Origin of the sequence: Plantibacter sp. LMC-P-059a (genome assembly GCF_030209505.1) — a bacterium.
GTDB lineage: Bacteria > Actinomycetota > Actinomycetes > Actinomycetales > Microbacteriaceae > Plantibacter.
The window spans coordinates 394,545-407,892 of sequence record NZ_JARVRZ010000006.1 but is presented as its reverse complement, the minus strand read 5'-3'; the positions used below and the strand labels follow the sequence as shown (position 1 = coordinate 407,892).

At 71.0% G+C, this 13,348-nt stretch carries 10 protein-coding genes; 6 read left to right on the top strand and 4 right to left on the bottom strand.

Translation table 11 applies throughout. The annotated features are described in order from the left end of the window. Positions 1–87: 87 nt before the first annotated feature. Positions 88–1,182, bottom strand: a complete 1,095-nt coding sequence (locus QRN27_RS15235) for an alpha/beta hydrolase (RefSeq protein ID WP_285042959.1) — start codon at positions 1,180–1,182, stop codon at positions 88–90. A gap of 81 nt (positions 1,183–1,263) precedes the next feature. Here QRN27_RS15235 and QRN27_RS15230 point away from each other — a divergent pair, with 81 nt between their 5' ends. Next, a complete protein-coding gene (locus QRN27_RS15230; protein ID WP_285042958.1) occupies positions 1,264–2,121 on the top strand; it encodes a M15 family metallopeptidase in 858 nt (285 codons plus the stop codon). 210 nt (positions 2,122–2,331) lie between these two features. On the opposite strand, the gene pgm is transcribed toward QRN27_RS15230, so the two are convergent. Next, positions 2,332–3,951: a phosphoglucomutase (alpha-D-glucose-1,6-bisphosphate-dependent) gene (pgm, locus tag QRN27_RS15225; RefSeq protein ID WP_285042957.1), complete on the bottom strand. Its 1,620-nt coding sequence runs from the start codon at positions 3,949–3,951 to the stop codon at positions 2,332–2,334. Positions 3,952–4,030: 79 nt separating this feature from the next. Continuing rightward, the gene (locus tag QRN27_RS15220) at positions 4,031–5,578 is read right to left on the bottom strand and encodes an alpha/beta hydrolase (protein WP_285042956.1); all 1,548 of its coding nucleotides are present in this window, start codon (positions 5,576–5,578) and stop codon (positions 4,031–4,033) included. 291 nt (positions 5,579–5,869) lie between these two features. Here QRN27_RS15220 and pheA point away from each other — a divergent pair, with 291 nt between their 5' ends. Beyond that, the gene (gene pheA, locus QRN27_RS15215; RefSeq protein ID WP_285042955.1) at positions 5,870–6,832 is read left to right on the top strand and encodes a prephenate dehydratase; all 963 of its coding nucleotides are present in this window, start codon (positions 5,870–5,872) and stop codon (positions 6,830–6,832) included. A gap of 14 nt (positions 6,833–6,846) precedes the next feature. On the opposite strand, the gene QRN27_RS15210 is transcribed toward pheA, so the two are convergent. After that, complete coding sequence (locus QRN27_RS15210; RefSeq protein WP_285042954.1) at positions 6,847–7,515, bottom strand: GntR family transcriptional regulator; 669 nt, start codon at positions 7,513–7,515, stop codon at positions 6,847–6,849. Positions 7,516–7,606: 91 nt separating this feature from the next. Here QRN27_RS15210 and QRN27_RS15205 point away from each other — a divergent pair, with 91 nt between their 5' ends. From QRN27_RS15205 to QRN27_RS15190, 4 genes are all read left to right on the top strand, one after another. Beyond that, positions 7,607–8,896 (top strand): MFS transporter, encoded by a 1,290-nt coding sequence (locus QRN27_RS15205; protein WP_502929530.1) that lies wholly within the window; start codon positions 7,607–7,609, stop codon positions 8,894–8,896. Between the two features lie 76 nt (positions 8,897–8,972). Beyond that, complete coding sequence (locus QRN27_RS15200; protein ID WP_285042953.1) at positions 8,973–10,229, top strand: NAD(P)/FAD-dependent oxidoreductase; 1,257 nt, start codon at positions 8,973–8,975, stop codon at positions 10,227–10,229. After that, positions 10,226–11,392, top strand: coding sequence for an FAD-dependent oxidoreductase (locus tag QRN27_RS15195; RefSeq protein WP_285042952.1), 1,167 nt, complete (start codon positions 10,226–10,228; stop codon positions 11,390–11,392). Before QRN27_RS15200 ends, QRN27_RS15195 begins: the two co-directional genes overlap by 4 nt. A gap of 102 nt (positions 11,393–11,494) precedes the next feature. After that, positions 11,495–13,069 (top strand): ABC transporter substrate-binding protein, encoded by a 1,575-nt coding sequence (locus tag QRN27_RS15190; RefSeq protein WP_285042951.1) that lies wholly within the window; start codon positions 11,495–11,497, stop codon positions 13,067–13,069. The last annotated feature ends 279 nt before the right edge of the window (positions 13,070–13,348 follow it).

Sequence of the window (13,348 nt, the reverse complement as noted above, 5' to 3'; positions counted from 1 at the left end):
GCGCCGGTTCACAGGCGCACCGACGTTGGGGATTTTGCGTAGTGTGCAAACTTACACCCGGCGCAAGTTCCGCGGCAACCGACCCGGTCAGGGCGCCGTGGTCGCCGCCGCGTCGAGCCCGGCGTCGAGCGCCGAGAGGTAGTCGAGGGTGGCGGTGAGCGCCACGTGCGCGTCGTCCAGGTCGAGGTGGAACTGGTACTCGTGCGGCAGCGCCGGCTCGTGGTCGGCGGCCCAGAACAGCTTCGTGACGGGGACCTCGGCGGCTTCGAGGGCCTGGCTCATCGGCACGGACTGCAACCAGGTGAGGGCGTCGCCGTTGCCGCCGGTGATGAAGGTGGGCGGGAAGTCCGCGGTGATGAAGTCGATCGTGGACATGAGGGCGCCGGTCGAGGTCTCCGACCAGTCCTTCGTCCCCGCATAGGCCCAGAGCGCGGTCTGCAGGCCCCAGGCGCCGATGCCGTCGAGCTCCGCCATCGCCGTCATGTCGTAGACGCCGCAGTTGAGGATCGCCCCGACGAGCTGATCCGCGCGGATCCCGGGAGTCATGCCGCTGAGGGCGGCGTAGTCGGGGTTCGTCGTGAGGACCGCCAGCTGACTCGCGAGCTGCGACCCGGCCGAGTCGCCGGCCAGGACGATGCGGTCGGGATTCCCGTTCCACTCCGACGCGTGCTCGGAGATGTACGCGAGCGCGTCGTTCAACTGGTCCACGGCCGTCGGGTAGATCGCCTCCGGGGCGATCGTGTAGTTGACGGCGATCGTCGTGTAGCCCTCGGCCGCGAGGATCCGCAGGTACGGTTCGACGTTGCCCTTCTCGCCGGAGATCCACGCCCCGCCGTGGATCCACACGATCGTGGTCAGCGGCTCCGTGCCGTCGGCCGGGGTGAAGACGTCGAGGGTCGTGTCCACCTGGGGGCGCCCGCCACTCGGCGCGGCGTAGGCGACGTCGCGGTACTCGGTGAGCTTCGTGTCCGGGACATACGGCTCCATCTCGGCGACCGTCGCGGCCCCGCCACGCTCGAAGACCGAGCGGATGAGCAGGGCGGACGGCCACGGGGTGATCGCCGCGACGACCGCCACCACGAGCCCGAGACCGACCACGACGGCGACCGCGGTGAGCAGCCGGCGGAACCGCGGACGCCTGCGGTGCGTGGGCGCGTGGTGTGCTGGCGTCGCTGCAGTCATCGTCGGGCCCCTCGTCCGGTGTGCGTGCCTGTCGACAGTGTGGCAGAGGCGGACTCGGCGTGTCACGGTTAGGCTCGACGGGTGACCGCAGCCCACCAGCCCTCCCACCGACGCCCGGTCTCGCCGCGCGTGCGTCGCAACCGCGTGATCGCCTTCGGGGTGCTCGCGGCCGCGCTCGCGATCCTGCTGGTGGTGCTCGTCGTCAACATCGCCGGGGGAGCGACGCCCACTCCGGTCGCCGCCACGAAGACGCCGAGCGCAACGCCGACGGCCACACCGACACCGACTCCCACCGCCACGCCCACCCCGACCGAGACCACCCCGGTCGCCCCGCCGGCGCCGCCCGCGTTCGACAAGGCGGCGTTCTCGATCGACGACCCGCTGAGCCCCTGGGTGGTCGTCAACAAGACCCGGCCGCTCAACCCCGTCGACTACACCCCGCCGGACCTCGTCACCGTGCCCGTCGCGCACACCTGGGACCCGCTGCTGCGTGCCGAGGCCGCCGCGGCGATCGTGCAGATGTTCGACGCCGCATCGGCCGAGGCCGGCCTGTCACTCGCCTCGAACAGCGCGTACCGCAGCTACTCGAGCCAGGTGTCCGTGTACGACAGCGAGCCGGATGACGCGACGACCGCGCGACCCGGCTACAGCGAACACCAGACCGGCTGGACGATGGACATCGGCGCCGCGAGCGGGAACTGCTCGCTCAACACCTGTTTCGGCGACACGACCGAAGGGCAGTGGTTGGCCGCGAACGCGTACCGTTTCGGCTTCCTCCTGCGGTACCCGGCCGACAAGGTCGACGTCACCGGGTTCTCCTTCGAGCCGTGGCACTACCGCTACATCGGGGTGTCGCTCGCGACCGAGATGCACAATACGGGCGTCACGACACTCGAGGAGTTCTTCGGACTCCCGGCCGCGCCTGGATACCTGAACTAGCCCTTCGACAAGCTCAGGGACCGGGGCGGGGACGACTCAGGGACCGGGACGACTCAGGGCCGGGACCGCGCACGAAGCCGACCACCGGTCACTGAGCCTGTCGAAGTGCGCCCTTCGACAAGCTCAGGGACCGGGGATGGCTCAGGGACCGGGAGGGTGCGGCTCAGGGACCGAGGGTACGGCTCAGGGACCGGTCGGACCGGCCAGCGCCTACGCGCCGAGGGCGTCGTCGACGATCCGCTTCGCCTCGGCCTGCACGAGCTTCAGGTGCTCAGCGCCCTTGAAGGACTCGGCGTAGATCTTGTAGACGTCCTCGGTGCCGGAGGGGCGGGCCGCGAACCACGCGTGCTCGGTCACGACCTTGACCCCGCCGATGGCGGCGTCGTTGCCCGGTGCGTGGCTGAGCTTCGCGACGATCGGGTCGCCCGCGAGTTCGGTCGCCGTGATCGCGTCGCCGTCGAGCTTGCCGAGGCGTGCCTTCTGCTCCTTCGAGGCCGCGGCGTCGACACGCTCGTACACCGGGTCGCCGAAGCGCTCGGTGAGTTCGCGGTACAGCACCGACGGGGTCTTGCCGGTCACCGCGAGGATCTCCGCGGCGAGCAGGCACAGGAGGATCCCGTCCTTGTCGGTCGTCCACACTGAGCCGTCGAAGCGCAGGAAGCTCGCGCCGGCGCTCTCTTCGCCGCCGAAGCCGACGGAGCCGTCGACGAGACCGGGGACGAACCACTTGAACCCGACCGGGACCTCCCACAGGCGACGCCCGAGCGACTCCGCCACGCGGTCGACGACCGACGACGACACGAGGGTCTTGCCGACCGCGGCGTCCTCGCGCCAACCCGGACGGTTCGCGTACAGGTAGTCGATCGCGACGGCGAGGTAGTGGTTGGGGTTCATGAGCCCGGCGTCGGGGGTGACGATGCCGTGGCGGTCGGCGTCCGCGTCGTTGCCGGTGAGGAGGTCGAACTCGTCACGACGGGCGACGAGCGCGGCCATGGCCGACGGCGACGACGGGTCCATGCGGATCTTGCCGTCCCAGTCGAGCGTCATGAACGCCCACGCCGGGTCCACGTGCGGGTTCACGACCGTGAGGTCGATCTCGTAGCGGTCGGCGATCGCCTGCCAGTAGTGCACGCTCGCGCCACCCAAGGGGTCGGCACCGATGCGGATGCCGCTGCGCTTGATGGCGTCGAGGTTGATGATGTGCTTCAGGTCGTCGACGTAGTTGCCGCGGAAGTCGTACGTCTCGACGGCCGACGGCTCGGCCATCTTCACGTCCTGCAGGCCGCCCGCGATGAGCTCGTTGGCGCGGTTCGCGATCCACGAGGTGGCGTCGGAGTCGGCCGGCCCACCGTGCGGCGGGTTGTACTTGAAGCCGCCGTCGGCCGGCGGGTTGTGGCTCGGCGTGACGACGATGCCGTCGGCCTGGTCGCCGTTGCCCTCCGCGTTGTACTTGAGGATCGCGTGGCTGAGGGCCGGCGTCGGGACGAAGTCGTCGAACTCGTCGACGAGCACGCGGACCCCGTTCGCGACGAGGACCTCGAGCGCGGTCGTCTGCGCCGGGCCGCTGAGCGCGTGCGTGTCGGAACCGATGAAGAGCGGACCGGTGATGCCCTGGCCGGCGCGGTACTCGACGATCGCCTGCGTGGTGGCGGCGATGTGGTCCTGGTTGAACGCCGTGTTCAGCGAGGAGCCGCGGTGTCCGGACGTGCCGAACACGACCCGCTGCTCCGGGATCGAGACGTCCGGCTTGAGCGTGTAGTACGCGTCGATGAGCGACGGCACGTCGATCAGGTCGGCTTCGGTGGCGGGGGTCCCAGCGCGATCGTTCATCGCCCCAGTCTGGCAGCAACCGATCGGGTCAGGAAGGCGCTTGACCTCCGGATGTCGGGCACCTGTGGATCGGCGACGGTCAGCGGGTGGCGAGGACCGCGGCGGCGCTCGCCGAGGCCGACGTGGTGGTGGCGGGGTCGGTCGTTCCCGAGGCCGCGGTCGCACCGGGGTGCCGCGCGCCGGTGGGGGTCGTGAGGTCGGGCAGGGCGTAGGCCTTGCCGGTCACGATGCGCTGGATCGCGTAAAGGCTCTCGGTCGCCGGCCCGAGGTACTTGCCCCGGTCGTCGGCGTTGCTCGAGCCGACCGCGTTGTGGCCGTCGACGGCGCCGAGGTGGTCGCCGTCGCCGAGCGTCAGGCCGTCCGAGCCGAACACGGTCGCTCCCCAGGTGTCACCGGTCGGGTTCGCCCGCCCGGACAGGACCTGGCCGAGGCCCGCGAGGGTGTCGGCACTCGCCTGCGAGGCGTACACGCGACTGGCGGGGACATGGAGGTCGGTGATCGCGATCTCGGAGGGGATGCCAGCCGAGCCGAGCATCACGAAGTCGTCGACGTGGTAGTCGCCGGAGGCCAGCGCGAGCGAGGCCGTCGCCGTGCCGTAGGAGTGCGCCACCACGCTCAGCTGCGAGGAGAGACCGTGCGTCGTCCGGTAGGCGTCGTAGCCGGCCAGCACGCCGGCGAGCAGCGGTGCCCCCTCGATGGCGCGGTCGTTGGACGGCACTTCGAGGGCGGTCGGGCTGTGGCCGCCGATCCAGAGGATCACCGCGCTGTCCGCCGCGGCCGTCTGGATGCGCTTCGCGCCGCGCAGGTAGTCGTCGAGCTCGAGAGCGCTGCTGTTCATCCCCGGGACGAACACGGTGACGTAGGCGGCGGTGTCGACGTCGCCCACCGCGACCGCGACGCGAGGAGGACCGGCACCGGCCGACTGCAGCGTGATGAGGTACTCGGGCTGGAGTCTGGCGGCGACCGCCTCCGGGGAGTACCGGTCGACGAGCAGTTTGATCGCGTCGAGTCGCGACACGGTCGTCGCGAGGGCCGTCGAGGCCGCCTCACCGTCGACCTGGTCGGAGCCAGCCGTCATCGCCCGGTAGCTCTCCTCGGTGTCGGTGAGGAGTCCGGCGAGGCGGGACACGTTGGCGGTCGCGCGGTCCGTATAGGTGACGCCCTCGAGGTTGCCGATGATCGCCGGGTAGCCGGTCATGAGCAGCGCACGGTATCCGGGCGGGAAGGCGGTCCAGAGCTGGGCGACCTGGATCGACGACATCGTCGTGAGGGCGGACGCCGCAGCGGCGAGGTCGCCCACGTAGGTCGCGGTGAAGGCCGCTGCGCTCATGGTGGGGACTGTGGACGCCGCCGGTGCGAAGTCGGAGGCGGCGATCGCGCTGGCCCCGGCGGTCGAGGTCTGCGTCACGGTGACGACGCCGGCGAGGATCGCGGCGATGGCGACGGTCATGACGACCGACTTGACGAGCGTGGCGCGCGCTGCGGAGAGCGGCCGCCCGACCCACGTCGGGAGCCGCCAGGCCGGCAGGGTCCAGGAGGGTGCGATGTCGAACGCGGCCTCGGCACCCGCCGCGAGGTTCAGTCGAGGAGTGGTCCGCGAGGCGGCGTCGGTGAAGACACTCGTCACGTCACTCCTGTTCGTCGTCTCAGGCCATCGGGTGGAGCCTCGCGCGACGTCGGATCACGCATCGAGATCGGGGAGACGAACGGCCGTGAACTCGCATCCCGAGACGAGCGGCAGCGCCCAATACACCCTTGTATCCATTGTGACGGGTATTGGCGTGTTTTGAATAGCTCAAAACGGGGGGTATCCGGGCTGAAACAGCCCGTTTTTCCTGAATATCAGCCGGATGTGACCTGGATGGGAGTCAACACGACGTCGGAGGCGTGTCGCGAGCCACGCGGTACGCTCGGAGGCATGTCTGCCGCACCCCCCGAAGACGCCCGTCGGAGCTACAGTTTTCTCGGTCCGAGCGGGACCTTCACCGAGGTCGCCCTCGGTCAGGTCGAGGAGGCGAGAGGCCAGATCTGGAAGCCGGTCAGCAACGTCGGCGAAGCCCTGGGCGACGTGCTCGACGGGCGCAGCACGGCCGCCGTCATCGCCATCGAGAACTCCGTCGACGGCGGGGTGTCCGTGGCGCAGGATGCACTGGCCACGATGCCCGGTCTGCGCATCGTCGGCGAGGTGCTCGTCCCCGTCAACTTCTTCCTCGTCGCCCGCCCCGGAACCCGCCTCGAGGACGTCGCGGTGGTGAACGCGCACCCCGTCGCCTACGGGCAGTGCCACCTGTGGCTCGACGCGAAACTGCCCTCGCACGGGCACATCCCGGCATCCAGCAACGTGGCGGCCGCGGCGTCGCTGCTCGACGGCACCTCGACCGCGGACGCCGCCGTCGCCCCGCCCGGCATCGTCGACCACTACGAGCTCGACGTCCTCGCGGAGAACATCGGTGACAACCCGAACGCCGTGACGCGCTTCGTCGTCGTCAGCCGCTCCCGCGAGATCCCGGCGCGGACGGGTGCCGACAAGACGAGCCTCATCGTGGAGCTCCCGAACGACCAGGCCGGATCGCTCCTCGACATGCTGGAGCAGTTCTCCACCCGTGGCGTGAACCTGAGCCTCATCGAGTCGCGACCCATCGGCGACGCCCTCGGGCGCTACCGCTTCGTGATCGACGCCCTCGGGCACATCGAGGACGAGCGGATGGCCGACGCGCTGCTCGGGCTCCGTCGGTTCAGTCCGAACGTGATCTTCCTGGGCTCCTACCCGAGCGCGGACCGCACCGCCGTCGACTACCACTCGCGGTACAACGACGAGGTGTTCATCGAGGCGCGCGACTGGCTGCGCGGGTTGCTCTCGGCGGAGCCGCTCGAGGACTGAACCGTGGCGGTCGCTCAGGCGACGATGTCGACGCCGTGACCGCGGAGGCGACGCTGCTCGGCGGTGAGCGAGGCGATGAGTCGTTCGTTCGTGCCGCGGATGTGGTCGGCGACGAGCTCGGCCGCGCGCGTCGCGTCGCCGGCCACGACTGCATCGAGGATGGCGTGGTGCTCTCGGGAGGCCTGGTCGCGGGCCTCCGGTGTGCGGACCTCGAGCCAGCGGGTGCGGGCGAGTCTGACCATCGCCCCGTGCACGCCCTCCGCCAGCATGCGGTTCCCGGAGAGCGCCGCGAGCTCCTCGTGGAAGTCGCCGCCGACCCGCAGCACGGTGCGCTCGTCGTCGGGGCGCGGTTCGTCGAGGAGGGCGCGGACGGCGGCGAGCTGTGCCTCGGTGGCGCGTTCGGTCGCGAGCCGCACCGTCGCCGTCTCGAGGGCTTCGCGGTACTCCGCGATGAGGCCGATCTCCTCGAGGTCGATGGGGGCGACGATCCACCCGCGCCCGTCGCGCTTCGCGAGCCCTTCGGACTCGAGCCGGGTGAGCGCCGCGCGCACCGGTGTGCGTGAGGCGGCGAACCGCTGCTCCAGTCCTCGCTCGGTGAGTGATTGACCGGGTGCGAGGTCGAGCGTGAGGATGGCCGCTCGGAGGCGGTCGTAGAGCTGCGTCGTCTGCGTCGGGGTGCTCATCCGTGCCCTGTTCTCGTCGGCTATTTTGGTATACCAAAATGGTGTACCGTCATGCTAGCAGCCGGAGGGACCGGTCGCAGGAAGCGGTTCGATGACCGGAACGACCCCGCCCACGACGGCCCCTGCGGCCACCCGCGGAGGCCGCCCACCGATGCCGAACGCCGGCCGCGCCTGGACGGTCCTCGGGCTCGGTGTGGCAGCCCAGACCGCCGGGACGCTCTTCGTCAGCACACCGGCGTTCCTCATCCCGCTCCTGCACGCCGAGCGGGGCATGTCGCTCGCCGAAGCCGGCGTCCTCGCCGCAGCGCCCACCCTCGGCATGGTGCTGACGCTCATCGCCTGGGGCTGGCTGGCCGACCGCATCGGTGAACGGGTCGTCATCGCCGGAGGCCTCGCCCTCACCGCGCTGGCGGCCGCCGGAGCGATCGCGGCGGACGGGCTCATCCCCTCGCTCGGCTATGGTCCGCTCGGGATCCTGTTGCTCCTCGGTGGCGCCGCATCCGCGAGCACGAACTCGGCGAGCGGTCGGATCGTCGTCGGCTGGTTCCCGAAAGACCGTCGCGGGCTCGCGATGGGGATCCGCCAGATGTCGCAGCCGCTCGGGGTCACGGCCGCAGCGGTGACGGTGCCGTCGGTCGCTGCGGCGTCCGGCATCTCCGCGGCACTCACGATCTCGCTCGTGGCGACGGGCGTCCTCGCGGTGGCGTGTGCGATCGGGCTCCGCAACCCGCCACGGACCGTCGCTCCGAAGCCGGTGCCGACCGGGACGACGCCGAACCCGATCGCCGTACGACCACGCAACCCGTATCGCGGCGACGCCTTCCTCTGGCGCATCCACGCCGTGTCGATCCTGCTCGTCGTGCCGCAGTTCACCCTGACGACCTTCGCCCTCGTGTGGTTGGTGTCCGACCAGGGGTGGAACGCGCTCGCCGCGGGCGTCCTCGTCGGCGTCTCGCAGTTCGTCGGGGCTGTCGGACGGATCGGTGTCGGCGTGCTCAGCGACCGGGTCGGCAGCCGGGTGCGTCCGCTGCGCTGGGTCGCCGTGTCCGCGGTCGTCGTCATGCTGCTCCTCGCCGGGGCCGGGTTCCTGCAGTGGCCGGTCGTGGTCGCCGTGGCGCTCGTGGTGGCCAGTACGGTGACGGTCGCCGACAACGGGCTCGCCTTCACCTCCGTTGCGGAGATGGCCGGTCCCGCCTGGGCGGGCCGTGCGCTCGGGGCGCAGAACACCGGACAGTTCATCGCCGCGTCCGTCGTCGGTCCGGCGGTGGGCGCGCTCATCGGCCTCGTCGGGTATCCCGTCGCGTTCCTGGTCGTCGCGGTCCTGCCGGCGGTCGCGATCCCGATCATCCCGAGCGAGGCCGCCGAGCACGACCACCTGTAGCCCGAGGTCGGCTTCACGGGTGTCGGAAAACGACGGCGTGGTCGGTCCGCGGGTGAGGAGTGAGTAGCCTCGAATGATGACCGACTCCCGCCCTGCGACCACCGTCATCGTCGGTGCCGGCCTGTTCGGCCTGTCGACCGCCGTCCACCTCGCCCGCGCCGGACGACGCGTGACGGTCCTCGAGTCGGGTGAGGCCGCCGACGCGACCACCGCCGCGGGAGCGGGCTTCGTCGGGCTCTGGGCGGCCGGGTACGCCTGGTACTGGAACGAGTCGGAGCTGGCCCTCGAGCAGGCCGGCATCGACTTCTACCGCGGCCTCGACGCGGCCGGGTACGACATCGCCCTCCGCGACACCGGCAACGTCTGGCTCGCCCTCACCGAGCAGGCCGTGCTCGACCACCTGCTGCCGTTCGCCGAGCACCCGCTCCGTCCCGAGGACGCCCGCCTCCTCACCGCCGTGGAGACCGCCGAGCTCGTGCCTGGGCTCGACCCGGAGGCGATCGTCGGCGCGTTCATCCACCCGGACGGCATCCAGATCAGCGCGCCGGACGCCGGGCTCGCGCTCGCGGAGCTCGCCCGAGCGGAGGGCGTCGAGATCGTCGAACACATGCCGGTCGTCGAGCTCCTCATCGAGGACGGCCGGGTGGTCGGCGTGCTGACCGCGGCGGGCGATCGGGTGCTCGGCGACGAGGTCGTCCTGGCCGCCGGCTCCTGGACGAACGAGCTGCTCAGCACGACCGGACGCGAGCTGCCGTTCGCCCGCGTGATCGCGAGCCGACTCACCACCGCGCCGTTCGGCCTCGGCGAACTGCCGACGCTGATGATCCCGGAGCTCGGCGGCCTGTGGATCAGGGAGCACCTCGGCGGTCTCACCTACGGCAACGGCGTCGGCTATGAGGCGCTCGCGGTGCATGACAGCCCGGCCGACCGCCGCCCAGACCGCCCGGACCTCATCCAGGCGATGCGCGAGCACCTGACCCCGATCCTCACCGAGCTGATCCCCGCCGCCGCACCCGTCCTCGACGCCGCGGAGGCCGTCCAGGGCGTCGTGTCGTACACGGCCGACCGACGGTTCATCGCCGGGCCGGTCCCGGAACTCGCCGGGCTGTACGTCGTCGCCGGAGACAACGAGTCGGGCGTCACCCACGGTCCCGGCCTCGGCCGCATGCTCGCCGAACTCATCGTCACCGGCGAGAGCCCCTTCGTCGACGCGTCGCGATACGCGCCCGATCGCTTCCCGACCCGACCGTTCGCCGACGAGGCCGCGGTGGCGGCCGCCATGCCTGCACGCCGGGAAGTGGACGCCCGAGCCAGGGCGGAGCAGGCCCGATGAGCGACCCCTCGCCGACGTCCGGACCGACACCCCTGCCCGAGCGGGTCGAGGTCGTCGTCATCGGAGCCGGCGTCGTCGGTGCCGCCGCCGCGCGTGCGCTCGCCGAGCGTGGCCGGGAGGTGCTGCTCGTCGAACGCTTCGAGCGCGGTCACGAGCGCGGCTCCTCCCACGGCGCGACCCGCATCTTCCGCCAGGGGTACGACGTCGACGACTACGTCGCCCTCACTTCGGAGGCCCTCGCCGGCTGGCGCGAGCTCGAGGAGCGGAGCGGCCGGACCCTGCTCGAACTCACCGGCGCACTGGACCACGGCCGCCCGGAGATGCTCCGCGGGATCGAGGCCGCGATGACCCGAGGTGGGATCGCCTCGGAGCGTCTCTCCCCGGAACAGGCCGCGGAACGTTGGCCCGGGCTCCGGTTCGAGCAGGACGTCCTCCATCACGCGACCGGCGGGCGACTGTCGTCGGCCGAGGCGATCGAGGCGTTCCTCGACCTCGCCGTGGTCGCCGGGGCGACGCTCCGCTTCGGCGTCCGGGTCACGGGGGTCGAGCCGATTCCGGCGACCGGGACGACCGGTGCCGGTGCCGTGATCCGCACCGAGCTGGGAGACGTCACAGCCGACCACGTCGTCGTCGCCGCCGGATCGTGGACGCCGGACCTCGTCGGAGCGCTCGCAGCGAGCGTCGGTCGCCCGCTCCCCGAGATCGTCGTCACCCAGGTGCAACCCGCCCACTTCCCGACGGCGCTCGCCGCAGAGGCCTGGCCGAGCTTCGTCCACTACCCGGACGACGGCTCGAGCGTCTACGGCCTCCTCACCCCCGGCGAGGGCGTGAAGGTCGGTCTGCACGGTGGTGCGGTGCACGTGCACCCCGACGCGCGTGACGGCCTGGCCGAACCGGAGGAGCTCGCGCGCCTCACCGCCTACGTCGCCGAGTGGGTGCCAGGGGTCGACGCGTCGGCGCCGCATACCATCAGTTGCCTCTACGACCTGAGCCCGAGCGAGGATTTCGTGATCGACCGGATCGGCCGGATCATCGTCACGACGGGATTCTCCGGTCACGGGTTCAAGTTCGGACCCGTGCTCGGGCGACTCGTCACCGATCTCGTCGACGGCGACGCCCCGCACCCGCGGTTCGCCCTCGCAGCCCACACCCCACCCGCGTAACGCCGCCTCCCTCGGGCGGACCTCCCGCCCAGCGCCACAGCACCCGGCGCCACCCACCCGCACCAGCACCCGCACCCGCAGCCACCCGAAGGACCCCCCCCCATGAACCGATCCACCCGATTCGCGGCCATCGCCGTGAGCCTCGGCGTCGTCGCAGCCCTCGCCGGTTGTACGGCCCAGGGCGGCACGACGACCACGACCGCGCTCGTCATCGGGACGACCGACCAGATCGTCTCCCTCGACCCCGCCGGAGCCTGGGACCGTGGATCGTTCACCCCCCAGAACCAGATCTACCAGCACCTCCTGAGCTACGACGAGGGTGACGTGGCGCCTGCGCCCGATGCTGCGGAGTCCTGCGACTTCACCGAGGCGACCACCTACGTGTGCACGGTCAAGGAGGGTCTGACGTTCTCGAACGGGCACGCGCTCACGGCCTCCGACGTCGTCTTCTCCTTCACCCGCGTCCGCGAGATCGCCGCCGACAACGGCCCGTCGCCGCTGCTCGCGAACCTGGAGAGCGTCGAGGAGGGTGACGACGACCAGGTGGTCTTCACACTCAAGGTCCCGAACGACCAGACCTGGCCGTACGTCCTCACGAGCATGGCCGGACCGATCGTCGACGAGGAGGTCTTCCCCGCGGACAAGCTGCTGAGCGATGACGACGTGATCGGCTCGGGTCCCTACGAGGTCGACAGCTACCAGTCCGGCGGGCTGCTGTCGCTCGAGGCCAACTCGCGCTACGCCGGCGACCGGGCGAAGACGCAGCACGTGGTGCTCAAGCCGTACACGACGGCGTCGAACCTGCGACTCGACCTGGAGAAGGGCGACATCGACATCGCCTACCGCTCGTTGACCGCGACGGACGTTGCCGATCTGCGTGGCAATTCCGATCTGCAGGTCGTCGACGGTCCCGGTGGTTCGGTGCGCTTCCTCACCTTCAACCTGAACACCCAACCGGGCGCGAACGACGCGCAGAAGCTCGCGATCCGGCAGGCGGTCGCTTTGCTCGTCGACCGGAAGGAGATCGCCGACCAGGTCTACAAGGGCACCTACGCGCCGGCCTATTCGGTGGTGCTCGACGGCCAGACGGGCGCGACGCCCGCGTTCCAGACCGCCTACGGCGACGCCCCGGACCGGTCGAAGGCCGCCGCCATCCTCGCCGCCGCCGGGGTCAGCACCCCGGTCGCCCTGCCGATCCAGTACACGAGCGACCACTACGGCCCCGACTCCGATCAGGAGTACGCGCTCATCAAGTCGCAGCTGGAGGAGTCGGGTCTGTTCTCCGTCGACCTGCAGTCGACCGAGTGGACGAGCTACGTGAAGGAGCTCAACCCGGAGTCCGGCTACCCCGCCTACCAGCTCGGGTTCTTCCCCGACTACCCGGACCCCGACAACTTCATCCGCTCGGCCTACTCGACGACCGGTGCGTCCGTCGCCAACGGGTACTCCGACCCGGCCGTCGACGCGCTCATCGACACCGAGGCCACGGCGACGGACCCGGCGGCGCGCATCGCCGCGATCGAGCAGATCCAGGCGCTGACCGCGGAGGCGGCACCGATCATCCCGCTGCTGCAGGGCACGGAGACGGTCATCGCGCAGAAGAACGTGACGGGGCTCGAAGAGACGCTCGACGCGACCTACGTCTTCCGCTTCGCCGTCCTCGACCGCACGAAGTAGTCCGCCAGCTGGGGTGTGCGTCAGCGCGGTGCGCTGACGCGAGCGCGGGTCTGTGAGGTGAGCGCGCCCCTCTGGAGACCCGCGCTCGCGCGCCTGGGGAGCGCTCACGCCGGGTGTGCGTCGCTCACGCGGACGCACCGCGCTGGCACCCCGTGGCGAGGTCTCATGCCAGCGCGGTGCGCTGACGCGAGACCTGTCGAATCGGCTTGAGCGCGGGTCTGTGAGGTGAGCGCGCCCCTCCGGAGACCCGCGCTCGCGGCTATGGGGCGCGCTCGCGTC

Bases quoted from the DNA above. Each gene is read 5' to 3' on its own strand.
- QRN27_RS15235 (WP_285042959.1), bottom strand. From the start codon at position 1,182: ATGACTGCAGCGACGCCAGCACACCACGCGCCCACGCACCGCAGGCGT.
- pgm (WP_285042957.1), bottom strand. From the start codon at position 3,951: ATGAACGATCGCGCTGGGACCCCCGCCACCGAAGCCGACCTGATCGAC.
- pheA (WP_285042955.1), top strand. From the start codon at position 5,870: ATGTCTGCCGCACCCCCCGAAGACGCCCGTCGGAGCTACAGTTTTCTC.
- QRN27_RS15210 (WP_285042954.1), bottom strand. From the start codon at position 7,515: ATGAGCACCCCGACGCAGACGACGCAGCTCTACGACCGCCTCCGAGCG.
- QRN27_RS15205 (WP_502929530.1), top strand. From the start codon at position 7,607: ATGACCGGAACGACCCCGCCCACGACGGCCCCTGCGGCCACCCGCGGA.
- QRN27_RS15200 (WP_285042953.1), top strand. From the start codon at position 8,973: ATGACCGACTCCCGCCCTGCGACCACCGTCATCGTCGGTGCCGGCCTG.
- QRN27_RS15195 (WP_285042952.1), top strand. From the start codon at position 10,226: ATGAGCGACCCCTCGCCGACGTCCGGACCGACACCCCTGCCCGAGCGG.
- QRN27_RS15190 (WP_285042951.1), top strand. From the start codon at position 11,495: ATGAACCGATCCACCCGATTCGCGGCCATCGCCGTGAGCCTCGGCGTC.